Source organism: Kitasatospora sp. NPDC094028, assembly GCF_049543595.1.
GTDB lineage: Bacteria > Actinomycetota > Actinomycetes > Streptomycetales > Streptomycetaceae > Kitasatospora.
In genome coordinates this window covers 23,176-47,492 of record NZ_JBMVFA010000006.1, presented here as the reverse complement: position 1 = coordinate 47,492, position 24,317 = coordinate 23,176, and the positions used below count along the sequence as shown (strand labels likewise).

General features: G+C 75.1%; 21 protein-coding genes. 5 read left to right on the top strand and 16 right to left on the bottom strand.

The annotated features are described in order from the left end of the window. Nucleotides 1-392: 392 nt before the first annotated feature. The 6 genes from ACPC54_RS11950 to bldG all read right to left on the bottom strand — a co-directional run bounded on the left by ACPC54_RS11950 (nucleotide 393) and on the right by bldG (nucleotide 4,971). A complete protein-coding gene (locus ACPC54_RS11950; protein ID WP_498963928.1) occupies nucleotides 393-854 on the bottom strand; it encodes a hypothetical protein in 462 nt (153 codons plus the stop codon). Nucleotides 855-1,050: 196 nt separating this feature from the next. Then, entirely contained in the window at nucleotides 1,051-2,583 is a 1,533-nt protein-coding gene (locus ACPC54_RS11945; RefSeq protein ID WP_498963926.1) for a DUF7059 domain-containing protein, read from the bottom strand. Nucleotides 2,584-2,674: 91 nt separating this feature from the next. After that, entirely contained in the window at nucleotides 2,675-3,445 is a 771-nt protein-coding gene (locus ACPC54_RS11940; protein ID WP_498963924.1) for a small secreted protein, read from the bottom strand. Nucleotides 3,446-3,632: 187 nt separating this feature from the next. Then, a complete protein-coding gene (locus ACPC54_RS11935) occupies nucleotides 3,633-3,806 on the bottom strand; it encodes a cyclophilin-like family protein (protein WP_498963922.1) in 174 nt (57 codons plus the stop codon). A 246-nt stretch (nucleotides 3,807-4,052) separates the two neighbouring features. Then, nucleotides 4,053-4,469, bottom strand: a complete 417-nt coding sequence (locus ACPC54_RS11930) for an ATP-binding protein (RefSeq protein ID WP_498963920.1) — start codon at nucleotides 4,467-4,469, stop codon at nucleotides 4,053-4,055. 160 nt (nucleotides 4,470-4,629) lie between these two features. After that, complete coding sequence (gene bldG / locus ACPC54_RS11925) at nucleotides 4,630-4,971, bottom strand: anti-sigma factor antagonist BldG (protein ID WP_045698282.1); 342 nt, start codon at nucleotides 4,969-4,971, stop codon at nucleotides 4,630-4,632. A gap of 222 nt (nucleotides 4,972-5,193) precedes the next feature. Here bldG and ACPC54_RS11920 point away from each other — a divergent pair, with 222 nt between their 5' ends. Further along, nucleotides 5,194-7,578, top strand: coding sequence for a DEAD/DEAH box helicase (locus ACPC54_RS11920; protein ID WP_498963917.1), 2,385 nt, complete (start codon nucleotides 5,194-5,196; stop codon nucleotides 7,576-7,578). On the opposite strand, the gene ACPC54_RS11915 is transcribed toward ACPC54_RS11920, so the two are convergent. From ACPC54_RS11915 to ssd, 8 genes are all read right to left on the bottom strand, one after another. Then, nucleotides 7,573-8,079: an Rv3654c family TadE-like protein gene (locus ACPC54_RS11915; RefSeq protein ID WP_498963916.1), complete on the bottom strand. Its 507-nt coding sequence runs from the start codon at nucleotides 8,077-8,079 to the stop codon at nucleotides 7,573-7,575. The two genes, ACPC54_RS11920 and ACPC54_RS11915, sit on opposite strands and share 6 nt — an antisense overlap. Further along, nucleotides 8,067-8,507, bottom strand: a complete 441-nt coding sequence (locus ACPC54_RS11910) for a TadE family type IV pilus minor pilin (RefSeq protein ID WP_498963914.1) — start codon at nucleotides 8,505-8,507, stop codon at nucleotides 8,067-8,069. Before ACPC54_RS11910 ends, ACPC54_RS11915 begins: the two co-directional genes overlap by 13 nt. Continuing rightward, a complete protein-coding gene (locus ACPC54_RS11905; RefSeq protein WP_498963912.1) occupies nucleotides 8,497-8,631 on the bottom strand; it encodes a DUF4244 domain-containing protein in 135 nt (44 codons plus the stop codon). Before ACPC54_RS11905 ends, ACPC54_RS11910 begins: the two co-directional genes overlap by 11 nt. A 193-nt stretch (nucleotides 8,632-8,824) precedes the next feature. Next, complete coding sequence (locus ACPC54_RS11900) at nucleotides 8,825-9,595, bottom strand: type II secretion system F family protein (protein WP_498963910.1); 771 nt, start codon at nucleotides 9,593-9,595, stop codon at nucleotides 8,825-8,827. Between the two features lie 8 nt (nucleotides 9,596-9,603). Beyond that, complete coding sequence (locus tag ACPC54_RS11895; RefSeq protein WP_498963908.1) at nucleotides 9,604-10,665, bottom strand: type II secretion system F family protein; 1,062 nt, start codon at nucleotides 10,663-10,665, stop codon at nucleotides 9,604-9,606. A 17-nt stretch (nucleotides 10,666-10,682) separates the two neighbouring features. Next, nucleotides 10,683-10,814, bottom strand: coding sequence for a hypothetical protein (locus ACPC54_RS11890; RefSeq protein ID WP_498963906.1), 132 nt, complete (start codon nucleotides 10,812-10,814; stop codon nucleotides 10,683-10,685). Then, complete coding sequence (locus ACPC54_RS11885; protein ID WP_498963904.1) at nucleotides 10,811-12,064, bottom strand: TadA family conjugal transfer-associated ATPase; 1,254 nt, start codon at nucleotides 12,062-12,064, stop codon at nucleotides 10,811-10,813. The genes ACPC54_RS11890 and ACPC54_RS11885 overlap by 4 nt, the downstream gene beginning before the upstream one ends. Before the next feature lie 83 nt (nucleotides 12,065-12,147). Further along, the gene (gene ssd, locus ACPC54_RS11880; RefSeq protein WP_498963902.1) at nucleotides 12,148-13,272 is read right to left on the bottom strand and encodes a septum site-determining protein Ssd; all 1,125 of its coding nucleotides are present in this window, start codon (nucleotides 13,270-13,272) and stop codon (nucleotides 12,148-12,150) included. Between the two features lie 716 nt (nucleotides 13,273-13,988). Between ssd and ACPC54_RS11875 the strand changes: the two genes are divergently transcribed. Beyond that, nucleotides 13,989-14,888 (top strand): HAD family hydrolase, encoded by a 900-nt coding sequence (locus tag ACPC54_RS11875; RefSeq protein ID WP_498963900.1) that lies wholly within the window; start codon nucleotides 13,989-13,991, stop codon nucleotides 14,886-14,888. Between the two features lie 369 nt (nucleotides 14,889-15,257). Here ACPC54_RS11875 and ACPC54_RS11870 read toward each other — a convergent pair whose 3' ends face one another. Beyond that, on the bottom strand, nucleotides 15,258-16,154 hold the full coding sequence (locus ACPC54_RS11870) for a Fic family protein (RefSeq protein WP_498963898.1): 897 nt from the start codon (nucleotides 16,152-16,154) through the stop codon (nucleotides 15,258-15,260). A 218-nt stretch (nucleotides 16,155-16,372) separates the two neighbouring features. Here ACPC54_RS11870 and ACPC54_RS11865 point away from each other — a divergent pair, with 218 nt between their 5' ends. The 3 genes from ACPC54_RS11865 (at nucleotide 16,373) to acs (ending at nucleotide 22,588) form a co-directional block, all read left to right on the top strand. Continuing rightward, the gene (locus ACPC54_RS11865; protein WP_498963896.1) at nucleotides 16,373-17,377 is read left to right on the top strand and encodes an ATP-binding protein; all 1,005 of its coding nucleotides are present in this window, start codon (nucleotides 16,373-16,375) and stop codon (nucleotides 17,375-17,377) included. 439 nt (nucleotides 17,378-17,816) lie between these two features. Continuing rightward, the gene (locus ACPC54_RS11860; protein WP_498963894.1) at nucleotides 17,817-20,303 is read left to right on the top strand and encodes a SulP family inorganic anion transporter; all 2,487 of its coding nucleotides are present in this window, start codon (nucleotides 17,817-17,819) and stop codon (nucleotides 20,301-20,303) included. A 329-nt stretch (nucleotides 20,304-20,632) separates the two neighbouring features. Beyond that, complete coding sequence (acs, locus tag ACPC54_RS11855; RefSeq protein WP_498963892.1) at nucleotides 20,633-22,588, top strand: acetate--CoA ligase; 1,956 nt, start codon at nucleotides 20,633-20,635, stop codon at nucleotides 22,586-22,588. Between the two features lie 105 nt (nucleotides 22,589-22,693). Here the strand turns inward: acs and ACPC54_RS11850 are convergent, their stop codons facing one another. Next, entirely contained in the window at nucleotides 22,694-24,040 is a 1,347-nt protein-coding gene (locus ACPC54_RS11850; RefSeq protein WP_498963890.1) for a serine hydrolase domain-containing protein, read from the bottom strand. Nucleotides 24,041-24,317 lie beyond the last annotated feature (277 nt).

Below are 24,317 nucleotides of genomic sequence, written 5' to 3'. Positions count from 1 at the left end.
CCTCCACCGTCCCGGGGCTGCCGCTGCACGACGACCCCACCAGCGGAGTGTGACCGTACCCCGGCCACCCTTGTCAAACGGACGGTTACCGCTTTTTCACTTGCCGGGCTCACCGACGCCACTCGAACGGTAACCCGATGCCGCGGGTTCCCGCCCCGTGGAGGGGGGCTTCGGCGGGTTCGGAAGGATGGAATGACGGATTTCAAGATCTGTCAACGGAAATCCGACGGGCCGTCCGCGCCCGGACGCCCGCGACGTGCGGTGGCGGCGGCGCACGAGGGGGTGCGCGGGAGCGCGGGGCGATCCGGGGGCGCCGCCCCGGGAGCAGCGGCCGCCCGCGGTCAGCGGTTGGCCGCGGTCAGCGGTTGGCCGCGGTCAGCGGTTGGCCGCGGTCAGCGGCTGGCCGCGGCGAACAGACCGGATCCGGCCACCAGGCACGCCACCCCGAGCGCGCTCCACAGCAGGTCGGTGACCGCCGCCCGGCCGACCTCCCCCGCCGCCAGCACCGCCCGGCACGGCCGGCGCGGGTCGTAGCAGATCCGCACCGAGGTGCCGGGGGCGAAGCGGTCCGGACGGCGCAGCGGGGTGTGGCCGCGCGGGCGGGTGAGCACCAGCTCGGCGAGCAGGGCCCCGCCGGAGCCCGGGCCGTCCGCCGGGGGCCGCACGGCGAAGGAGAGCAGCGGGGCGCTGTCGAGCTGGCCCTGGGCGTCGTCCTCCGCGACGACCGTCGCCACCGCCGGCACCCCGCGCAGCCGCACCCGGTGCCGCAGGCGCGCTTCGGCGGCGCACCAGAGCAGCAGCGCGCCACCGAAGAGGGCGAGGACCAGCCCGCCCACCGTCGCCGTCGTGTCCACCCCTGCCCCCGGCTCCCCAGCCCTGTCCACAGCCTGTGGACAGAGCCTCACAGTGCGGGGCCAACGAGGGACGGCCGCAGGGCGACCGCCGGACGAACCAGGAGGTACGGACAGGTGAACCGGGGCCCTCCGGCGGGGTCCCTACGACTGGGCCCCTACGACTGGGTCCCGCCGGTGGGGTCCCGCCGGCGAGGTCCTATCGCGCCGGCGCGATGAACCCCTGCTCGGTCAGCAGCCGCAGCGACTCCGGCACCCGGTCCCGCAGGACGACCCGGTCCTCGCCGAGCAACTGCGCGATGGCGTCGACGATCTCGCCCGCCGACAGCGTCCCGTCGCAGACCCCGACGAAGCCGGCGCCCACCGTGTCCACCTTGGTGGCCCGGCGCATGCCGCGGTTGTGACGCAGGATCACGTGCTCCGGGTCCTCCGCCCCCGGCGCGCCGACCTGCTCCTGGACCACCTCGTCCGCCAGCACGTAGCGGGCGGCGAGCAGGCCCGCGTCGTCGTGCGACCGCAGGAACTCCTGCCGGTCGAACCACTCCTCGATGTGCGGGCCGAGCGGCTGCTCCACCGGGTGCGGCCACTCCTCCACCCGCACGGTCGGGCGCTCGGCGCCGCTCGCCCGCAGGGTGACCCAGCCCATGCCGATGCCCTCGACCCGGGCCGCCTCGAAGGCGTCCAGCCACTCGCCGTACCGGGCCTGGTAGTCACCGCCCGGGCCCCGGTGGTCACCGCCGTCGCGCAGCCACAACTCGGCGTACTGGGCGACGTCCTGGACCTCGCGCTGGACGACCCAGGCGTCCAGCCCGGTGCCCGCCACCCAGCCGGCCAGCCGCTCGTGCCAGTCCTCGCCCTTGACGTGCTGCCAGTTGGCCAGCAACTGGCAGTAGCCGCCCGGCTCCAGGTGCGCGGCCGCCGAACGCACCAGGCTGCGGCACAGGTCGTCGCCGGCCATGCCGCCGTCGCGGTAGGTGAACCGGCCGGCCGGCGAGATCACGAACGGCGGGTTGGAGACGATCAGGTCGAACTTCCGCTCCCCGACCGGCTCGAAGAGGCTGCCCGCCAGCACCTCGGCCCGGTCGAAACCGGAGAGCGCCAGGGTCAGTTCGGTGAACCGCAGGGCGCGCGGGTTGAGGTCGGTCGCGGTGACCCGCTGGGCGTGCCGGGCCGCGTGCAGCGCCTGCACGCCGGAGCCCGAACCGAGGTCCAGCGCGGCCCGGACGGGGCGGCGCACGGTGATGTTGGCCAGCGTGGTCGAGGCGCCGCCGACACCGAGCACCAGGTCCTGGCGGGCCACCCCGTGCTCGGTCACGCCGGAGCCGATGCCGCCCGCGCCGCCCACCGCGCAGCCCAGGTCGGAGACCACCCAGGCGTCCGAACTGGGCATCCCGGCAACCTCGTTGGCATACGGCCGGACGTCGACGGTGGCGCGCACCAGCTCCCCGTCCGGGCGCAGCCAGCCGTCCGCCAGGCAGTCCTCCACCGGCAGCACCGCGGCGGCGGCCCGGTACGGCACCGGCTGCTGCAGCAGGAACAGCCGCACCAGGGTCTCCAGCGGGCTGCCGCCACGGGTGGCGCGCAGGGCCGGCACCGCCTCGCTGCGGGCCAGCGCCGCGTAGCCGGTGGGCCCGAGCAGGTCCAGGCAGCCGTCTGCGGTGAACGAGGCGGCGAGCAGCGCCTCGCGCAGCTTGGCGAGGCGGGTCGGGTCGAGAACGGGGCTACTGGTCACCCCGCCATTGTCCCCCGCCCCGCCGCCGCCGGGGGCCACCCGCCACGGCGGCCCCACGGGCCGTCCTGCCGGGCGGGCTGTCGGCCCCGGATCAGCTCGCGCTGGGCGCCGGGGTGGCCGGAGCGGTCGCGCTCGGGGTGGGCGCGGCCGCCGGAGCCGCACTGCCCGTCGCACCCGGCGCGGGGGTACCGGTGGGCGCGGGCGTTCCGCTGGGCGCGGGCGTTCCGCCGGTCGCACCAGCGCTCGGGGTCGTCGGCGCGCCACTGGCGCCACCGCTCGCGCCGGCGCTCGCACCAGCGCTCGGCGTGGCGGACGAGCCGGCCGGGGCGGGCTTGCACCCGTCCTGCTTGGCCATGGCCGCGCCCAGGTCGCCGCGCTGCAGCTTGTTCTGCGCCTCGGTGGACAGCGAGGCCAACTGCTGCAACTGGTCGGAGATGCCGCGCAGCCCGTCCGAGAACTTCGACTGGTCGTCGGTGGCCAGCGCGTCCAGCTTCTTCTGGACGTCCAGGTAGCCGTCCGAGGCCTTCTTCAGCTCGGCCACGGCGTCCTTCTGCAGGCTCGCGCCGTCCGTCACCTTCGGCGCCCCGGCCGCGTCGATCGCGGCCCCGATGTCCTGGTTGGTCTTGGCGAGCCGCCCGATGTCCGTCGAGAGCCGCTTCTTCAGGTCGGCCGGGGTCTCGCCGGTCTTGACCTGGCCGGTGTCGGCGAGCGCGGCCTGGGCCTGGGCGATCGGGTCCTTGGCCGCGCCGCAGACGTTCGTCGCCCAGGACTCCAGCTGCTTGCTGTTGTCGTCGCCGCAGGCGACGGCGCCGAACGCGAGCAGCACGCCGAGGGCGGGTACGGCCAGCAGTCGCTTGTTCACCGGGAGAGGCCTTTCGGTTCGGTCGTCTTCGGTCGTCTTCGGTCGTCGAACCTACACGGCCGCCGCCGCCCTCCCGGTTCCCCGCCCCCGCCGCGGGCTCAGGCCCGTTCCCCCCGGATCGGATCGCCCGGCCGGACGGTGCGCAGCACCCGGGCGTCCGGTACGCGACCGTGCCCGGCTCGACGACCTACCGGGCGCCGCCCTCGCGCAGCACGCGCACGGGCGTGCCGAAGTGGACCTCCTCGCCCCAGGTGCTCGCCGTCGACACGATCGGCAGCTCGGCCCGGAGCGCTTCGGCGGTGGGCGTGGCCGCCGGCGTGGCGGTCGCCCGCCCGGCCGGCCACAGGCTGCGGATCCGCATGAACGTCCACTTCCGCGACGGGGTCCGATCGACGGGATCCACACGATCGGCGCCAACCCCGGATCAGCGGGGCCGATGACCGGACCGGGTCGTGCCGGAAGCAGCGAACCGCCGGAACCGGCCGACTGACTACGCGGTCCCGGAGTTCGGACGGGAAGCGGATACGGAGCGCTGGGCCGGGGCGCACGGGTGCCCGGAGCTGCGGGACCCCCTGAATGTGGGTGCCCGGGGACGCGGGAGCCCGGTTCAGACCGCCACGGAAGGGATTGAAACCGGCCAGCTCATCCGGATCAGGCCACCGCCCGCGCCGTTGGTGACCTCCAGGTCCTCGACCAGGCCGGTGATCACCGCGAGGCCCAGGGTGTCCTCGTCCGGGTCGCCACCGGTGGCGCCGGAGGCCGGGACGGCGGCAGGGCCGGCCTCGTCCTCGACCTCGATGAGGAAACGCTTCTCCTGATCGGTCAACGCAACCCGCACGGTGCCGCCGATGCCGCCGCGCTGGTGCAGACCGACCGCACGGGAGCACGCCTCGCCGACCGCGAGCCGTACCTCGTCGAGCACCGACTCGTCGACCCCGGCCCTTCTGGCGACGGCCGCGGCGACCAGGCGGGCCGTCCGCACGTGCTCGGGAAGCGCGCTGAATCGAAGTTCGACGGTTGCCATCTCTCCCCCTCGGGGTGCTCCGACCGGGGCCGGGCGTGCGGCCCCTGCGGGCCGGTCGAACCGGCCTCGGGGCGGCCGGGGACGCCGGGACCGCACGGGCCCCGGCACCCCGGACGCGTGGAACGGGGCGGGCCGGCCCGCGAGGACCGGCCCGGCCGTGTCAGTCGGTCGCCTGGACCGCGTCGTCCACCGAGGTGTGGATCGGGAAGACCTTGGTCAGGCCGGTGATGCGGAAGATCTTCAGGATGCGCTCCTGGTTGCACACCAGGCGGAGCGAACCCTCGTGGGCACGCACCCGCTTCAGGCCGCCCACCAGCACACCGAGACCGGTCGAGTCGAGGAAGTCCACGCCTTCCATGTCGACGACGAGGTGGTACTTGCCGTCGTTGACGAGCTCGACCAGCTGCTCGCGCAGCTTCGGGGCGGTGTACACATCGATCTCGCCGCCAACCTCGACGACCGTACGATCGCCGACTGCGCGGGTCGACAGGGACAGGTCCACGGAACCTCCAGCACCTTGCCTTGCTACGTCATGTGCGATCCTCGGCCGGACGGCCGCCACCGCATGGTCGCGAGCCCGGGCGCGCCCAGCCAACGCGTGGCAAGCCTCAGCGCTGCGACCCACGGCCATACGGCCGTCACGGCCACATTCAACCACCTGCGACCATGCCCGCACGATGGCTTACGACGATTCTGCGTCACGCCGGTGACACACTGGGTCCCCATGCCGCCCCGACACAGCCTGCCCGAGGCACTGCTCACGACCCTGTCCACCAGCCGGGGGCGGTCCGATCGGCTCACCCATACGGAGCACCTTCCCGCGCGACCTGCGCGTTATTCGCCGTGGCCCGACACGATCCGACCGGAGATCAGGGCCGCCGCGCACGCCGTGGGTGTGGAACAGCCCTGGGCGCACCAGGCAGAAGCGATGGAACTGGCCAAATCCGGCCAGACTGTGGTGATCGCCACAGGCACCGCCTCGGGCAAGTCGCTGGGCTACCTGGCACCGGTGCTCAGCGACCTGCTGGACGGCACCGAGGCCCGCAACGGCCGCGGCGCCACCGCCCTCTACCTGGCGCCGACCAAGGCCCTCGCCGCCGACCAGCGGCGCCGGGCCGCCGAACTCGCCCCGCCCAGGGTCCGGTCCGCCCTCTACGACGGCGACACCCCGCCCGAGGAACGCGAGTGGGTCCGCCAGTACGCCTCCTACGTGCTCACCAACCCGGACATGCTGCACCGGGGCATCCTGCCCGCGCACGCCCGTTGGGCCTCCTTCCTCAAGGTGCTGCGCTACGTGGTGATCGACGAATGCCACAGCTACCGGGGCGTGTTCGGCTCGCACGTCGCCCAGGTGCTGCGTCGGCTGCGCCGCATCTGCGCCCGCTACGGTTCGTCACCCACCTTCCTGCTCGCCTCCGCCACCACCGCCGACCCGGCCGCCACCGCCCGGCGCCTCACCGCCCTGCCCGCCGTCGCCGTCACCGAGGACGCCTCGCCGCGCGGGCCGATGGTCTTCGGCCTCTGGGAGCCGCCGCTGACCGAGAACGTCGGCGAGCACGGCGCCCCGGTGCGCCGCACCGCCACCGCCGAGGCCGCGCACCTGCTGACCGACCTGGTCGAGCGGCAGACCCGGACGGTCGTCTTCGTCCGCTCCCGCCGCGCCGCGGAACTCGTCGCCCTGCAGGCCCAGGACCAGCTCGGCCGGCCGCTCGCCGACCGGGTGGCCGCCTACCGCGGCGGCTACCTCGCCGACGAACGCCGGGCGTTGGAGCGCGAGCTGCACTCCGGCCGGCTGCTGGGCCTCGCCTCCACCTCCGCCCTCGAACTCGGCGTCGACGTCTCCGGCCTCGACGCCGTCCTGATGGCCGGCTACCCCGGCACCCGGGCCTCGCTCTGGCAGCAGGCGGGCCGGGCCGGCCGCGAGGCCCAGGGCGCCCTGGCCATCCTGATCGCCCGGGACGACCCGCTGGACACCTACCTGGTGCACCACCCGGAGGCGCTGTTCGCGGCTCCGGTCGAGGCCACCGTGCTCGACCCCGACAACCCGCACGTGCTCGCCCCGCACCTGTGCGCGGCCGCCGCCGAACTCCCGCTGACCGAGGCCGACCTGGAACTGTTCGGGCCCTCCACGGCGCCGCTGCTACCCGTCCTGGAACGGCGCGGCCTGCTGCGCCGGCGCGGGGACGGCACCTGGTACTGGACCCGCCGCGAACGCGCCGCCGACGCCGTCGACCTGCGGGGCAGCGGCGGCAGCCCGGTGCAGATCGTCGAGGCCGACACCGGCCGACTGCTCGGCACGGTGGACGCGGCGGCCTCCCACACCACCGTCCACACCGGGGCCGTCCACCTCCACCAGGGCCGCACCTACCTGGTCCGGGAGTTGGACCTGGAGAACTCGGTCGCCCTGGTCGAACCGGCCAACCCGCCCTACAGCACGGCCGCCCGCGACATCACCTCCATCTCCGTCCTCGACACCGACACCACCGTCCACTGGGGCGAGGGCCGGCTCTGCTTCGGCTCCGTGGAGGTGGTCAACCAGGTGGTCGGCTACCTACGGAAGCGGATCTCCACCGGGGAGATCATGGGCGAGAGCAAGCTCGACCTGCCGCCCCGCACACTGCGCACCCGCGCGGTCTGGTGGACCGTCACCGAGGACCAGCTGCTCGACGCGGACATCCCGCACGACCAACTGCCCGGCGCCGCCCACGCCGCCGAGCACGCCTCGATCGGCCTGCTGCCGCTGTTCGCCACCTGCGACCGGTGGGACATCGGCGGCGTCTCCGTCCCGCTGCACCCCGACACCGGGCTGCCCACCGTGTTCGTCTACGACGGCCACCCGGGCGGGGCCGGCTTCGCCGAACGCGGCTTCCGGCAGGCCGCCCAGTGGCTGGCGGCCACCCGCGAGGCGATCGCCTCCTGCGAGTGCGAGCGCGGCTGCCCGTCCTGCGTCCAGTCGCCCAAGTGCGGCAACGGGAACGACCCGCTGGACAAGGCGGCCGCCGTCCGGCTGCTGGACGTCCTGCTGGCCGGAGCCCCGGGGGCGGACGGCCCGCCCGACTGCCCGGAGCCCGGCCCGCGGGACGCCCCCGGCCCGGCGGACGAGTCATGAGCCCGCCGCCGCACCGCCGAGGCCGTCCTCGGCGGCGGTGACCGCGGCCCGCACCGGTCCGGCCCGGGCCCTCGCCCTGGCCGGGCCGACCGGCAGCCGCACCGGCAGGCCGCCGACCCGCACCTCGGCCACCACCTCGACCGCGTCCGCCGCCTGGTCCACCGTGCAGGACACCAGCGCGGCGCCCTGGGCCGCGGCGATCCCCGCGGCCCGCCCGCACCCGCCGTCCTGGTCCAGCAGCAGCCGGTCCGCCGCCGCGAGGGCCGCCAGATCGGCGGCCGACTCGGCCCGGTGCCGGGCGGCGACCACCGCGCCGACCGAGATCGTCGCGGTGAACACCGCCGTCCCCAGCATCGCCAGCGCGAGCAGCCAGACCGTCGCCGAACCGGCGTCCGGCCCGTACCCGCCCGCCGCGGCCGCCCGAGCGGCACGGGCACGCGCCCACCGCCCCACGACCGCCCAACGCCCCGCCACCGGGCCCCGCCCGGTCAGGACGGCCAACCGCCCTCACCTCCTTCCCCGATCCCGGTCAGCACGTCCTCCCGCGCGGCCACGGCGGCCGCACCGACCCGCACCGCGAGCAGCCCGCCCAACCGGCCCGGCGCCGCGGACGGCGCCTCCACCTCGACCCGCACCGTGTCGGCCGCCAGCGACACCCGCACCCGCGCCCCCGGCGGGCCCGCGGCGCGGGCGAGTTCGGCGGCATCCGCCTCGCCCCGCGCGGCCGCCCTGGCACCGACCCGGGCGGCGTCCACACAGCGGATCTGCGCGGACGCCGCGAGCACGCCCCAGATCAGCATCACGGCGAGCAGGACGAGCGCCGGCAGGGCCACCGCCGTCTCCGCGGTGACGAAACCCGCGTCGCCCCGGCGGCTCGGCCGCAGCGACCAGGCCCGGCCGCCGCGCACCGCCGACCGGCTAGGTCGCATGGAGCGCCCGCTCCAGCAGGTCGGTCAGTGCCCCCGTCACCGTCGCGCTGGTCACCACCTTGTACAGCCCGGCCGCGAGGGCGCACGCCCCCAGCGTCCCCACGGCGTACTCGGCCGTGGTCATTCCGGCATCCGACCGGCCCCGGCGCCGGGCCGTCCGGCGCACCCGGCAGGCCACCCGGCGGCCCCTGCGCCGCCATGCCCCGGGCAACCGCCCGAGCTCACGCCCGCCGCCGGGCCTCGTCACGATCACCGCAGTCATGAAGTCCTCCTGTCTCCGATTCCGAATCCCATCCCGATCCCCCTGCCGCCCCCGGTCACATCGCCTGCGCGAAGCGGCCGGTGAGCCCGACGACCACCGGCACCACGCCGATCAGCACGAAGGCCGGCAGGAAGCAGAGCCCGAGCGGCGCGGTGGCGAACACCCCCGCCCGCCGGACCCGGGCGTGGGCCGTCCGGGCCGCCGCCGTCCGCTGCCCCTGGGCGAGCCCGATCAGCGGCTCCGCCGCCGGGGCCCCGCCGAGGGTCGTCCGGACCAGGCAGCGGGCCAGCGGAGCCAGTGCCGGGTGCTGCTCACCCAACCGGCGCCAGCACAGCTCCGGCGGTGCTCCCAGAGCCAGTTCGGCTCCGATCGCGACCAGCCGGGGCCCCAGCGGGGCGTCCACGCTCCGCCCGACCGCCGCCACGGCCGCCGAGGGCGAGGCCGCCGATTCCAGGCAGGCCGCCAACAGCTCCGCACCCAGGGGGAGTTGCCTGGTCAGCAGCTCCTCCTCGCGGATCGCCCGCCGACGCGTCGGCGACCGCGCCCGGGCCGACCAGCGGTAGGCACCCACCGCCAGCAGCGCCCCGGCGCCGATCCCGAGGGCGCCGCCGAGCAGCAACACGGCGCCGAGCCCCGCCGCGACCGCCACGGCCACCCGCCGCCCGCGCTCGTCACCCGGCCCGGCCGGGCCCGTCCGCCCCCGAACCCCCTTCCGATCCCGTTCCCAGGCGAGCGCCCGCCGCCGCCTCGCCCTCCCCCGCAGCACCGGCGGCACCAGCGCCCAGCCGGCCAACGCCGCCGAACTCCCGAGTGCCACCCACTCCATGGCCCGCCTCACCCCGGCCGCACCTCCCAGCCACGCGCCCGAACCCGCGGGATCCCGCCGCCCCGGCCCGACGGCCGCGCCCGGGCCGACACCCCGCCCGCACCCCGGCCGCCAGGCCCTCGGGGCGCCTCCAGACCGCCCCGGGCCGCCGCCCGGACGATGCGGGCCGTCCAGAACACCCCCAGCCCCTCCAGGGCCGTGCCCACCGCCAGGCAGGCCAGCCCGGCGGGGGTGTGCAGCAGGACGTCCAACGGGCGGGCCCCGAGCGCAGCGCCGAGGAGCAGCCCGGCGGCCGGGAGCACGGCCAGGACGGCGATCGTCGCCCTGGGCCCCGCCAGTTCCCCGGCGATCTCCTCCGCCAGCGCCCGCTCGCCGCGCAACGCCTCGGCGACCCGGTCCAGCGCGGCGGCGAGCCCGGACCCGCCGTCCGAGGCCACTCGCCAGCAGGCCGCGATCGCTGCAGCCCCGCTGCCGCCCGGCAGTTCGGCGAGCAGGTGGAACGCACCGGGCACGTCCCCGCCGTAGCGGCCGGCCGCCAGCCTCGCCACCGGTTCCTCGCCGAGCCGGCGCAGCGCCTGCGGGTCGGTGGAGAGGCGCGCGGTGACCAGGTGGAGCGCCTGCTCGGGTGTCGCCCCGCTGCGCAACTCCCCGGCCAGCGCGGCGCACAGCTCCACCACGGCCGTGGCCCGCCGCCCGGCCTCCGCCGCCAGGCGCCGTCGCAGCCGCCACCTCCGCAGCGGCAGGACGGCCAGGGCCGCGACGAGCGCCGGCACCGGAGAGGCGGTGGCCCACCATGCCGCCAACCCTGCGGGCAGGAGCAGCAGTTCGGGCACCACGGCGGCCGCGATCCGCAGGCGGGCCCGAGCGAACGCCTCCGAACCGGAATCCGGACCCGCAGGCTGCGCGGACCCCGACTCCAGCCCGGCCGCCGACGCCGGCGGGCCGGTGCCCGCCAGTACGAGTCTGGCGCGCCGACCGCCCGGCAGCTGGTCCTGCACCGCGCGCCACCCGAGGACGGCCGCCAGACACAGCGCCATCGTCCAGCAGAACGCGATCTGACTCTGCGTCACGTCATTCACCTCCGTGTTCACCGGCCTCTCCTGGTCCACGCACCGAGCAGTGCCACCGCGCCCGCCGCACAGCCGATCAGCAGCAGCGCGAAGGCGAGCTCCACCGCCCCCGCCTCCGGGCCCGCCAGCCCGGCCACCGCCGCCGTCACGTCGGCCCCTCCGCGAGCGTCACCCCGCGCGCCGCGAGCAGCCCGGTCAGCCGCGCCCAGCCTGGCCCGGGGGCCATCCCGCCAGCCGCCGGGAACGCCACCGCCTCGGTGGTGACGGCCAGGCCCTCGCGGTCGCCCGCCAGGATGTGGATCTCCGCCACCCGGCGCCGCCCCGAGCCCGGCTCCCGGACCAGGTGGACCACCACGTCGAGCGCGGCGCGCAGTTGGCTGTGCAGGGCCGGCCGGTCGAGCCCGGCGAGCGAACCCAGGGCCTCCAGCCGGACCGGCACGTCGGCGGCCGTGTTGGCATGGACGGTCCCGCAGCCGCCTTCGTGCCCGGTGTTCAGCGCGGCCAGCAGGTCCGAGACTTCGGCCCCGCGCACCTCGCCGACCACCAGCCGGTCCGGGCGCATCCGCAGCGCCTGCCGGACGAGATCCCGCAGGGTGAGCTCGCCCAGCCCCTCCTGGTTCGGCGGTCTGCTCTGCAGCCGGACCACGTGCGGATGGTCCGGTCGCAGTTCGGCCGAGTCCTCGACCACGACGAGCCGTTCCTCCGGCCCGACCAGGCCGAGCAGGGCCGCGAGCAGGGTCGTCTTGCCCGAACCCGTCCCGCCGGACACCAGCAGCGACAGCCTGGCCCGCAGGATGCCGGCCAGCAGGTCGGCGCCCTCCGGCGGCAGGGCCCCGCCCGCCACCAACTCGTCGAGCGTGAACGGCCGGGGCCGACACACCCGCAGGGAGATGTGCGTGCAGCCGGCCGCGATCGGCGGCAGCACGGCGTGCAGCCTGGTGCCGTCCGGCAGCCGGGCGTCCACCCAGGGCCGGGCGTCGTCCAGGCGCCGCCCGGCCGCGGTGGCCAGCCGGTGGGCCAGCCGCCGTACCGCCTCGGCGTCGGCGAAGCGGACTCCGGTGGCTCGGTGCAGGCCGCCGCCACGGTCGACCCACACCTCGTCCGGACCGTTCACCAGCACGTCCGTGACGTCCGGCGCTGCCAGCAGCCGCTCCAGCGGGCCCGCACCCACCAGTTCGGCGCGCAGCGAGCGCACGGTGTCCAGCACTTCGTCCCCGCCGAGCGGCGGCCTGGTGGCCCGCAGCACGGCCGCGACCGAGCCCGCGGTCGGGGCGGCCCCCGACTCGGCGAGCCGCAGCCGTACCGCGTCCACCAGCTCCGCCGTCCGCTCCTCGCGGGCCGTGCGCCCGTACGGGCAGGGCCCGTGTTCGGCCCCGGGCGGGGCTCCGGGGGGCGGCACGCTCCGGAGCGGCCGGTGTTCCCGCACACCGTCGCCCGTGGCCGGTGCCCCGCCCCGCGGGGTCGTCCTGCGCAGACGGACCATCAGTACACACCTCCTCCGACCGCCGGCACCGGCGGCAGCACTTCGTTCAGGAAGGTCGCGCAGAAGCGCGCGAGCGGGCCGGTCTCCCGGCTCCCGGGCGGGACGCCCTTGTCGACGTCGTGGGACAGGCCCGGTTCGGGCTCCAACTCCCCGACCAGCTCCAGCCGCAGGCTCCTGGCGATCCGGCGCGCCGGGAGCCCGGAGATTCGCACCCGCCGCACCACCGCCCGGACGTCGCCGAGCCGCATCCGGGCGGCCGCCGCCACCCGGTCGGCGGCCGCGACCGCGCGCAGCTCGGCGGGCACCACCAGCAGCGCCAGGTCGGACTGCTCCAGCGCCTGCCCGGCGGCCGCGTCGAGATGGCGGGGCACATCGACCACCACCAGCCCGCCGCGCCGCCGGGAGGCGGCCAGCACGCTGCGCATGGCCTCCGGTGGCACGGTCAGGGTGTCGCCGCGGTCCCAGGACAGGCAGGAGAGCGCGGAGAGCCGTTTGAGCGCCGGCAGCGCCCGGGCCAGTTCGGCCCCGCTGACCCGCCCGCGGGAGCCGGCCAGGTCGGGCCAGCGCAGCCCCCGGACCGTCTCGCCGCCGAGCAGGATGTCGAGGCCGCCGCCCAGCGGGTCGCCGTCGATGAGTATCGTGCGCCGCCCGGTCCGCGCGGCCGTGACCGCGAGGGCGCAGGCCAGTGTGGAGGCCCCGGCTCCGCCCCGGCCGCCGAGCACGGCCACGGTGACCGCCGGCGATCCGGCGCCCTCGGCCGCGTCGGCGATCCGGTCGAGCAGCCAGGCCTCGGCGTCGGGCAGGAACAGCACGTGCTCGGCGCCGAGTTGGACGGCTCGGACCCAGACTCCGGGGTCGTCGAGGTCCAGCCCGAGCAGCAGCACGCCGGCCCGCCGGGCCAGCCCGGCGCAGCGTTGGACCTGGTCGTCCCCGACCAGGACCAGCGAGGCGGCGTCCCAGTGCTCGCGCGTCGGCGGCGCGCCGCGGACCAGCCGGGGCTCGGCCCCCGCGGCGGCGCAGAGCCGCAGCAGGTGCTCGGCCAGGCCCTCGTCCTCGGTGACGACGAGCGGTCCGGTGCTCCCGGGCCCCTCGGCGGTGACGTGGTCGGCGATCGGCGTCGACATGGTGGCTCCCCTCCGCGCCGCGGGCCCACAGGCCGGCGGCGCACGTCGGACGGTTCCGGCGGACGGCCGCCCGGCAGGCCTCCAGAGGAAGGGGTGAGGCCGGGCCGGGCGACCGCCGCCGACGACCACGGTGGGGGGAGATCGGGATTCCGTCCGCCGCGTTCCGATTCCCTGTGGATAACTCATGTGCCGAATGGCTAAGCGTTCACCCGGGCGGGGGGCTAATCGGCAAAGAATTGACGATTGGGGATCACGGAGATGAACCGGCACTCCATACCGACCCGACCGACCGGGCCCGGACATCCCTCGGGCACCACCGGACGAGGCTGCGCGGGGGTGGGAAACCGCCGGTCGGAACCAGCCGGGCGACGTGCGGCGGATCCATGCAAACGACAACGCAGAGTGACGAAATCCGGGCGGCCGACCGGGCCACCGACACCCCCTGTACACCGCCGGCGGAGCGGACCCGGCGCCTGCGCGGATGCCCTTCAAGGCCTGAAAATGGCCCCGGACGTGCGACGACCCCCGCCGGGGGGGAGAGCGGGGGTCGTCTATCCACGGCCCGACTCGGGGGGGAGGAGCCGGACCGGGTTAGCACGGTCGCGAACGATCCGTGACTTCCATGGTGTACCCGAGCGGCCAGAAACACAAACCCGCACGCCCACGAGTACGCCGAATGGCGGGCTGTTTTGCGGCTCCCTCTATCCTCGGTTCCCGTGGACACCACCGAGAACGCCGACGATCACGCCGACGAGTCCCCGGGCGACACCACCGGGCCCGAGGAGCACCGCCAGCCGGTCCGCCCGAAGCCGGGTGGCTCCCGCACGGCGGCCTTCTTCGACCTCGACAAGACCATCATCGCCAAGTCGAGTGCGCTCGCCTTCAGCCGCCCCTTCTACCAGGGCGGCCTGATCAACCGTCGGGCCGTGCTGCGCAGCGCGTACGCCCAGTTCGTCTTCCTGGCCGGCGGCGCGGACCACGACCAGATGGAGCGGATGCGCGAGTACCTCTCATCGCTCACCCGGGGCTGGAACGTCCAGCAGGTCCGCGAGATCGTCGCCGAGACCCTGCACAACCTGATCGATCCGATCATCTACGACGAGGCCGCCTCACTCATCGAGCAGCACCACGCGGCCGGCCGGGACGTGGTGATCGTCAGCAGCTCGGGGTCCGAAGTGGTCGAGCCGATCGGCGCGCTGCTCGGCGCGGACCACGTGATCGCCACCCGGCTCAAGGTCGAGGACGGCTGCTACACCGGCGAGATCGAGTACTACGCGTACGCCGAGAACAAGGCCGCCGCCATCCGGGAGTTGGCCGCGTCCGAGGGCTACGACCTGGCCGAGTCATACGCCTACAGCGACTCCTCCACCGACCTCCCGCTGCTGGAGGCGGTCGGCCACCCCTCCGCCGTGAACCCCGACCGCGCACTGCGCAAGGAGGCGCAGGCCCGGGAGTGGCCGGTGCTGGTCTTCGACCGCCCGGTGGAACTGCGGCGGCGGCTCCCGGAGTTCTCCGCCCCGAGCCCTTCGGTGCTGACGGCGGTGGCGGTCGGGACGGCCGTCGCGACCGCCGGGGTGATCTGGTACCTGGCCCGGCGCCGCCGCCCGGCCGTCTGAGGTCCGCCCTCCGAGTCGAATGGGCAAAACGGGCAATCGCCGCACAGTTCACTTTTCGGGTTCCCCTTTCGCCCGAAACGCGATACAAATGAAGCACGGCCCGCGAGACCCGGTCAGGACCCGAAGAGGTCGAACCGACAACGCAGTTCAGGCCCACGGACCGCGTGTACAGATAACCGAGCACCCACATGCAGCCGACCCGCTGTCGGGCCGCCGGACCAGACGAACGGGCAGGAGATCCCCGTCTGATCGGCACTTCCGGTGCATGCTTGGTCACCCGGTATCTGGACCAGCGGCGGCACCCGGCAGGATCAGGTGCCGCCGCATTTCCATGGGTGCGGGCGGGGCCGCGGCCCCGGCGGGAACCGCTCAGACCATCCCGCGCTGCATCGCCTCGCAGACCGCCGTGCTCTCCCGCACACCGAGCCGCAGCGCGCTGCCGCAGTGGCCGATCCAAGCGGCCATCCCCTCGGGCGTGCCGGCCAGGTAGCCCGCCAGGGCCCGCCGGTAGGCGCCGGTGCCGAGTTCCGCGAGACCGACCTCGGCCGGGCAGATCGACTTCGGGTCGAGCCCCTCGGCGATCAGCACGATGCGCTGGGCGGCCCGCGCGATCACCCCGTTGTGGCTGCCGAAGGGGCGCAGCGCGAGCAGTTCGCCGTGCACCACCGAGGCCACCACCAGGGCCGGCGTGCCCACGCCCTGACCCTCGGCGCGGGCCACCAGCAGCCGGGAGAGCTGGTCGAGCCGGGCGGCGACCTCGTCCGCGTCCGGGGCGGGCGGCAGGACGGGCGCCGGCGCCGCCGGGTCGGCCTCGAAGGACTCGACGGTCTCCGCCGCCGGGAGGTCCAGCGGGAACAGTTCCTCGGCGCCCTCCCCCGCCCGGCGCGGCCGCCCGGCCGCGGGGTCGGCGTCGCCGACCGCGAGCAGGTGCAGCCGGGCCAGCACCTGGAGCGGCGAGTGCCGCCAGACGCTGAGCAGCTGACCGGCCTCGGCGGCCACCCGCAGGGCGGCGCCGATCGTCCGGGCCTCGGGGTCGGCGCTGAAGTCGCTGCGGCGCCGGACCTCCTCCAGCGGCCAGTCGGCGCCGGCCAGGGCCGCCGACGCACGGGCGCCGCGCAGGGCGGACTCGGACGTGACCTCGGCCGCGCGGCGGCGCATCACCCGGTGGCCGTAGAGCCGGTCGACGGCCTTGCGCACCTCGGCGACCGCGTCGGGAACTCCGGGGAGCTGGGCCAGCGGGGCGAGGGGATCAGTTCCAGTGCTCACCTACCCGAGAGTAATGAACGGGCCGCCCCTCCCGGAACAGCAACCCCGCATCACCCGTTAGAGGCAATCCTCACTTCCCTCCCCCAGGGAGGCCCAAACCCCGGCTAGCATGGCCACTATCGGAGACGATAACGATTTCCAGTTAGGGGTGCCGCCGCCGCGCGCGGCTCCCGGGCAGGCGGCCCCGACCGGGCCCAGAGCGAGAGCCGGAGTCCCAGATGAAGATCGCCTTCGTCGGCAAGGGCGGCAGCGGGAAGACCACACTGTCCGCACTGTTCATCCGCCACCTGGCCGCCACCGGCCGACCGGTCATCGCCGTCGACGCCGACATCAACCAGCACCTGGGCCCCGCACTCGGCCTGACGGACGACCAGGCGGCCGGACTGCCGGCCCTCGGCGGGCACCTGCCGGAGATCAAGGAGTACCTGCGCGGCAGCAACCCGCTGATCCGCTCGGCCGACGAGATGATCAAAACCACGCCGCCCGGGCGTGGTTCACGCCTGCTGCGGATCGTCGAGGAGAACCCGGTCTACGCCGCGTGCGCCCGGCCGATCGCGCTGGACGAGGGCTCGGTCCGGCTGCTGGCCACCGGCGCGTTCACCGAGGAGGACCTCGGGGTGGCCTGCTACCACTCCAAGGTCGGCGCGGTGGAACTGCTGCTCAACCACCTGCTCGACGGCCCGGAGGAGTACCTGGTCACCGACATGACCGCGGGCTCCGACTCCTTCGCCTCCGGCCTGTTCACCCGCTTCGACCTGACCTTCCTGGTGGCCGAGCCGACCCGCAAGGGCGTCTCCGTCTACCGCCAGTACAAGGACTACGCCCGCGACTTCGGGGTGCAGCTGCGGGTGATCGGCAACAAGGTGCAGGGCCCGGACGACCTGGCGTTCCTGCGCCGCGAGGTCGGCGACGACCTGCTCACCACCTTCGGCCAGTCCGACTGGGTGCGCCGCCTGGAGCAGGGGGCCGAGCCCCCGCTGAAGACCCTGGAGCCGGGCAACCGGGCGGTGCTGGAGCAGCTGCGGGTCGAGGCCGAGGCGGCGTACGCACTGCGCGACGCGCACCGCTACACCGCGCAGGCGGTGCTCTTCCACCGCCGAAACGCGGAGAGCTGGGCCAACGCCAAGGTCGGCATCGACCTCGCGACCCAGGTGGACGAGGCCTTCGTGCTGGGCGAGTTCGCGGACGGCGAGCAGCCGGCCCCGGCGGGCGCGCCCGCCTGACCCGCCCCACCCCGGCTCCGCTCGAACGGGCCGCGGCCTCCCTCCGTTCCGGGGCGGGCCGCGGCCCGTTCGCCGTGCCGCACCCCGGTCCACCCACCGCCACCAGCAGATTCCCGACCGTTCGGCCACCACCCAATGGGGTGAATCAGGAGTTTTCCGCTTCCCTCTCCGAACGACGCTGTGCAAAGCTTTCATTACTCTCGGTTTACCGAGTCTTGATGGTCCGTCCCGACGGTCCTCGGTGAGACCTCCCGCACCTCACCCGGGCCCCTGGCGGGCCCTGATGGTCAACGCCGGCCGGTGACACCCGCACTCCCCGCCGTGCCCACGCCATCCCGCCACACCGTCGCGACCCACGACAGCCGATCCGCCCCGGAGCCCGACTCCGGACTCATCACCGGACCTGACTGCGTTCGTTCACCGGACAGACGGGAAGACCATGACCCTCGACATCTCCAGTGCCCCCATCGCCTCCGACACCACCGACCACGCACCTCCGGGCGGGACACCCCGGGCGCGTTGGGCGCAGGACCTCTCCGCCTCCCTGGTCGTCGCCCTGATCGCCGTGCCGTTCTCCCTCGGCATCGCTCTCGCCACCGGTGCCCCGCTCACCGCGGGTCTCGCCGCGGCGGCGGTCGGCGGGATCGTGGTCGGCCTGGCCGGCGGCACCCAGCTCCAGGTCAGCGGTCCTTCCGCCGCACTGACCGTGATCACCGCCGGACTGATCACCCAGTACGGCTGGCAGGCCACCTGCGCCATCACCCTGGCCGGCGGACTGCTCCAACTCCTGCTCGGCGTACGCCGGGTGGCGCGGACGGCACTCGCCGTCTCGCCCGCCATCGTGCACGGCATGCTGGCCGGAGTCGGGTTCACCATCGCCATCGCCCAGCTGCACGTCGTCCTCGGGGGTTCCCCGCAGAGCTCCGCGATCGCCAACGTCCTCGCCCTGCCAGGGCAGTTGGCCGGACCGCACCCGCCCGCGCTGCTGGTCGGCGCGGTGACCGCGACCGTCCTGCTGGGCTGGCCCCGGCTCGGTCGACTGCCCGGCCGCGCCGGCGAGTTGGGCGCCCGGCTGGGCCGGGTGCCCGGCCCGCTGGCCGCCGTCGCCACCGCCACCGCGCTCGCCCTGGCGCTCGACCTGCCGCTCGCCCACATCCAGCTGCCCCCCTGGGAGCCGCACGCGCTGCTGCCCGCGCTGCCGCACGGCCCGCTGGCCGGGGTGCTCGCCGCCGTGCTCACCGTGACCGCCGTGGCCAGCGTGGAGTCGCTGCTGTCCGCCGTCGCGGTCGACCGGATGTCCCGCCGCACCGGCGACCTCGACCGCGAGCTGCGCGGGCAGGGGCTCGCCAACATCGTCAGCGGGCTGGTCGGCGGGCTGCCGATCGCCGGGGGCGCCGTCCGCAGCACCGCCAACGTGCGGGCCGGCGGGCAGAGCCGGTGGTCCGCGGTGCTGCACGGCGTCTGGGTCCTCGTCGCCGCGCTGGTGCTGACTGGCGGGCTGCGCCGCATCCCGCTGGCCGCGCTGGCCGCCCTGGTGCTGGTGGTCGGGCTCCAGATGGTGAGCTTCGCGCACATCCGCAACGTGCACCGGCACCGCGAGTTCCCGGTCTACCTGACCACCGTGGTCGGGGTGGTGGTCCTCGGGGTGCTGGGCGGCGTCGCACTCGGCGCCGGCACCGCCGTCCTGCTCGCCCTCTACCGGCTGACCCGCGCCCACGTGGACGTCGAGACCGGGCCGGGTGGCTCGGTCACCGTCCAGACGCACGGCCCGCTCACCTTCGCCGCCGTCCCGCGGCTGAGTCGGGCACTGGCGGGCGTCCCGGCCGGCAGCGAGGTCACCGTGGTCCACGACGGCTCCTTCCTGGACCACGCCGCGTACGAGACGCTGCACAGCTGGCGGACGGGACACCAGGGCACGGGCGGCCGGGTCTCGATGGTGACGCGGCGCCAGACCGACGAGGTGCTCGACCCGGACGGCACGGTGCGCGCGGGCAGTTCGCCCGGCCCGCACCGCTGCCGGGCCTGGACGCCCTGGGTCGGTCACCACTGCATCGAGCAGCGGGAGGACCCGCACGGTCGACTGCTGGACGGCGTCCGGGTGTTCCAGCAGCACACCGCCCCGCTGATCCGGCCCGAACTCGCCCGGCTGGCCCGGGAGGGGCAGACACCCTCCCAGCTCTTCCTGACCTGCGCGGACTCGCGGATGGTCACCAGCATGATCACCAACAGCGGCCCCGGCGACCTGTTCACCGTCCGCAACGTCGGCAACCTGGTGCCCGCCCCGTTCGAGCCGGGCGCGGCCGACGACTCGGTCGCGGCGGCGGTGCAGTACGCCGTCGAGTCCCTGGAGGTGCGCTCGATCACCGTCTGCGGCCACTCCGGCTGCGGCGCGATGAAAGCCCTGCTGGACGGCGTGCACGAGCGCCCCGGGCCCCCCAGCCCGCTGACCCGCTGGCTGCGCAACGGCCGGGGCTCGCTGGACCGGCTCCGCCGGGCGCCCGCCGAGTTCTCCGACCGGCCGGTGGTGGACCTCGTGGAGCAGCTCTGCATCACCAACGTCGTGCAGCAGTTGGACCAGCTGATGGCGAATCCGGCGGTCGAGCGCCGGGTCGAGGAGGGCAGCCTGCGACTGGTCGGGATGTACTTCGACTTCGCGACGGCGCAGGCGTACGTCCTCGACCGCGCCGCGGGGGGGTTCAGCCCGGTCGAGGCCCGCAACGAGGCCCGCAACGAGGCCGATGCGGAGACCCGTGCGGACACCGACCGTGGGGCAGCGCCGGGAGCTCGCCCGAAGCCGCGCGCCGGAGCGCACACCGGGGCACCCGCCGCCGGCCCCGACCGGTCGGCGGCAACGGTCGAACACCCGGGGACGTCCGGCGCGGCCCCGACCGGCGACGGTGAGGAGGGCCCGCGACTGGCCGCCTGAGAGCCGGGCCCGTGCCCCCGCCGGGCGGGCCGGGGCACGGGCCCACCCCGACGCGGCTCATCACGTCCCGACGCCCCCGCACGCCCCCACACACACCCGGACGCACCCGCGCGCACCCGAAAGCGGTCCGGCACATCCCCTCGCGGTCTAGCATGTCCCGCTGTGTGAACAGGCCGGGCGACCGTTCGACCATCGGTCAAAGGTCTACACCAATTCCCAGGAGCCTCTTGTCAACTGGCACGTTCGCCTGGTGAGCTGTGCGCTGGGACACACGGGACAATCCCCACGCACGGGATCGTCCCCGATCATGACTCGATGAGGAGTGCGCGTTGAGCAACGAGAGCCTGGCCAACCTGCTCAAGGAGGAGCGGCGCTTCGCCCCGCCGGCAGAGCTCGCCGCAACCGCCAACGTCACCGCGGCCGCGTACGGGCAGGCCTCCGAGGACCGCCTGGCCTTCTGGGCCGAGCAGGCCCGCCGGCTCAGCTGGGCCGTCGAGCCGACCGAGACGCTCGACTGGTCCAACCCGCCCTTCGCCAAGTGGTTCGCCGACGGCAAGCTCAACGTGGCGTACAACTGCGTCGACCGCCACGTCGAGAACGGCCTCGGCGACCGGGTCGCGATCCACTTCGAGGGCGAGCCCGGTGACGGCCGCTCGATCACCTACGCCCAGCTCAAGGACGAGGTCTCGCAGGCCGCCAACGCGCTGCTGGAGCTAGGCGTCCGCAAGGGCGACCGGGTGGCGGTCTACCTGCCGATGATCGCCGAGGCGGTCGTCGCGATGCTCGCCTGCGCCCGGATCGGCGCCACCCACTCGGTGGTCTTCGGCGGCTTCTCCGCCGACGCCGTCGCCTCCCGCATCCAGGACGCCCAGGCCAAGCTGGTCATCACCGCGGACGGCGGCTACCGCCGCGGCAAGCCCTCCGCCCTCAAGCCGGCCATCGACGAGGCCCTGACCAAGGTCGACGGCGTCGAGCACGTCCTGGTGATCCGCCGCACCGAGCAGGACATCCCCTGGACCGAGGGCCGGGACGTCTGGTGGCACGAGATCACCGCCCGCCAGTCGACCGAGCACGCCCCCGAGGCGCACGACGCCGAGCACCCGCTCTTCATCCTCTACACCTCGGGCACCACCGGGAAGCCCAAGGGCATCCTGCACACCTCGGGCGGCTACCTCACCCAGGCCAGCTACACCCACCACGCCGTCTTCGACCTCAAGCCGGAGACCGACGTCTACTGGTGCACGGCCGACATCGGCTGGGTCACCGGCCACTCGTACATCGTCTACGGCCCGCTCTCCAACGGCGCCACCCAGGTCATCTACGAGGGCACCCCGGACACCCCGCACCAGGGCCGGTTCTGGGAGATCGTCCAGAAGTACGGCGTGACGATCCTCTACACCGCGCCGACCGCGATCCGCACCTTCATGAAGTGGGGCGACGACATCCCCGCGAAGTTCGACCTGTCCTCGCTGCGGGTGCTGGGCAGCGTCGGCGAGCCGATCAACCCCGAGGCCTGGATCTGGTACCGGGAGCACATCGGCGCCGGCAAGGCCCCGATCGTGGACACCTGGTGGCAGACGGAGACCGGCGCCATCATGATCAGCCCGCTGCCGGGCGTCACCGAGACCAAGCCGGGCTCGGCCCAGCGCGCCCTGCCGGGCATCGCCGCCACCGTCGTCGACGACAACGCCGTCGAGGTCCCCAACGGCTCCGGCGGCTACCTGGTGCTCACCGAGCCGTGGCCGTCCATGCTGCGCACCATCTGGGGCGACGACCAGCGCTACATCGAGACCTACTGGTCCCGCTTCGAGGGCCGCTACTTCGCCGGTGACGGCGCCAAGAAGGACGAGGACGGCGACATCTGGCTGCTCGGCCGGGTCGACGACGTCATGCTCGTCTCGGGCCACAACATCTCCACCACCGAGGTCGAGTCGGCGCTGGTCGGGCACCCCTCGGTGGCCGAGTCCGCCGTGGTCGGCGCCACCGACGCGACCACCGGCCAGGCCATCGTCGCCTTCGTGATCCTGCGCGGCGGCGCCACCGAGAGCCCGGAGCTGGTCGAGGAGCTGCGGGCGCACGTCGGCCGCACGCTCGGCCCGATCGCCAAGCCCAAGCAGATCAAGGTCGTCGGCGAGCTGCCGAAGACCCGCTCGGGCAAGATCATGCGCCGCCTGCTGCGCGACATCGCCGAGGGCCGCGAGGTCGGTGACACCACCACCCTCGCCGACAGCACGGTGATGAGCCAGATCCAGGCCCAGCTGCCGCCGACCGGCAGCAACGGCTGAGCATCCCGGCACAGCTGCCGAACCCACCGGCGCGGCCGGTGACGGTGCCCCGGGCGGTCCCCACCGCCCGGGGCACCGCCGCACGATCGACGGCCCGTCACTCCGTCAGTACGCCGCCTCCGCCCGGCGTTCCGCGGCCAGGGTGCGCAGCGTCTCGTACGCGCTCTGAACGAGGCCCCGGCTGCGCGGCGAGCGGGCACCGACCAGCACCGCCAGGCCGACCTGGGCCCGCGGGCTGAACCCCACGAAGGCGCCGGAGCCCCGGGTGGAGCCGGTGTGGAACACCAGCTCGGCGCCTTCCTCGGCGGCACCGGCCGAGTCGGCCGCACCCGGCGGACCGGGCTCGCTGCCCGGGCCGTCCGCCGCCTCCGCCGCCTCCGCCGCCTCCGCCGCCTCCGCAAGCCTCTCCGCCCTCTCCGCCCCCGCTGTCTCCTCCACCGCCGGCGCCAGCACCACCTCCGTCTCCGCCCCGCGCAGCGAGCGGTGGTTCCATCCGAGGCAGACCCGGGTGCCGCCGGCCCGCCGCCGCCCGGCCCTGGGGTGGCGGACCTCGCCGAGGGCCGTCCGCAGCACCGCCGCGTCGGCCCGGTCGGAGAGCGGCACCGCGTCCAGCGACAGGTGCGCCTGCAGGTAGCGGAGCAGGTCGTCGGCGGTGGAGCGCACCGCGGCCGCGCCGGGCAGCGCGGGCAGCCGGAAGGACGGCACCCATCGGCCGCGCCGGTACCCGGTGGCGTCCTCCCGGCCGGGGCCGCAGGAGGTGTCCACCAGGCCGAGCGGCCCGCAGACCCAGGCGGCCAGCAGGTCGTCGTAGCGCTGCCCGGCCGCGTTGGCCAGCAGGAGGCCGAGCAGTCCGCAGCCGAGGCTGGAGTAGCGCACCTGGGTGCCCGGGGTGCCCCGCACCGGGGTCCGGGGCAGCGCCCTGAGCAGGTGCGCGGGGCCGAACGTCGCGCACGGGCGGGTGAACCAGCGCGGGGCCGCCGCCGGTAGCAGGCCGACCGGCCGCCGGGGCAGGCCGGAGGTGTGGGTGGCCAGGTGGAGCAGGGTGATCGGCCGCTCGTGCGGGTAGCCGGGGACGGCACCGGCGGGCAGGTAGCAGTCGATCGGATCGTCGTACCGAACCTCGCCCCGGGCGGCCATCTCGGCGAGCAGCAGCCCGGTGAAGGTCCTGGTGACCGAGCCGAGTTCGAACCGGGTGTCGGCGCGGACCGGGCGCTGGCCGGAGCGGTCGGCGTGCCCCCGGCAGGCGACCGTCCGCTCGTCGCCGCGGATCACCGCGACGGCGATGCCGCCGTCCGGTCCGGCGGCGCGGAACAGCGGGCGGAGCAGCCGGTCGAGGTCGGCGGGGACGTCCGGACCACACGGATGGAACGCGCCGCCCGCGCCGGGCGGCGGCATCGCGGGCTCACCGGATAACAGGGGCGGTTCGGGCAGGGCGGTGCCACCACCGGGCATGGTCGTGCCTCCAGCACAGCGAGGGGGGATGTGCGCCGGCCCGGACCGGGCGGCGTCTGCGACCGACGATAGGGAGGCGTTCACCCGACTGCACTCGGCCTGGGCCGTTCGGGTGCCGGGCGGCTGCTCCTCGGGAGTGCAGAAAGGGGCCTCAGGGCTTAAGTCCTTGAATAGGACAATCCGGTCGTCACTCGAACGTCCCGTAGACTGCTAAGGACGCATCAAGGTCCTCCCGCAGGAATCCGGGCGTCACAGGGCGCGCCGGGAAGTCTGGTCG

What these genes read in the sequence shown, in the direction of transcription:
- ACPC54_RS11935 (WP_498963922.1), bottom strand. Translation starts at nt 3,806, where the DNA reads ATGCGGATCCGCAGCCTGTGGCCGGCCGGGCGGGCGACCGCCACGCCG.
- ACPC54_RS11930 (WP_498963920.1), bottom strand. Translation starts at nt 4,469, where the DNA reads ATGGCAACCGTCGAACTTCGATTCAGCGCGCTTCCCGAGCACGTGCGG.
- ACPC54_RS11920 (WP_498963917.1), top strand. Translation starts at nt 5,194, where the DNA reads ATGCCGCCCCGACACAGCCTGCCCGAGGCACTGCTCACGACCCTGTCC.
- ACPC54_RS11910 (WP_498963914.1), bottom strand. Translation starts at nt 8,507, where the DNA reads ATGCGACCTAGCCGGTCGGCGGTGCGCGGCGGCCGGGCCTGGTCGCTG.
- ACPC54_RS11905 (WP_498963912.1), bottom strand. Translation starts at nt 8,631, where the DNA reads ATGACCACGGCCGAGTACGCCGTGGGGACGCTGGGGGCGTGCGCCCTC.
- ACPC54_RS11900 (WP_498963910.1), bottom strand. Translation starts at nt 9,595, where the DNA reads ATGGAGTGGGTGGCACTCGGGAGTTCGGCGGCGTTGGCCGGCTGGGCG.
- ssd (WP_498963902.1), bottom strand. Translation starts at nt 13,272, where the DNA reads ATGTCGACGCCGATCGCCGACCACGTCACCGCCGAGGGGCCCGGGAGC.
- ACPC54_RS11865 (WP_498963896.1), top strand. Translation starts at nt 16,373, where the DNA reads ATGAAGATCGCCTTCGTCGGCAAGGGCGGCAGCGGGAAGACCACACTG.
- ACPC54_RS11860 (WP_498963894.1), top strand. Translation starts at nt 17,817, where the DNA reads ATGACCCTCGACATCTCCAGTGCCCCCATCGCCTCCGACACCACCGAC.
- ACPC54_RS11850 (WP_498963890.1), bottom strand. Translation starts at nt 24,040, where the DNA reads ATGCCCGGTGGTGGCACCGCCCTGCCCGAACCGCCCCTGTTATCCGGT.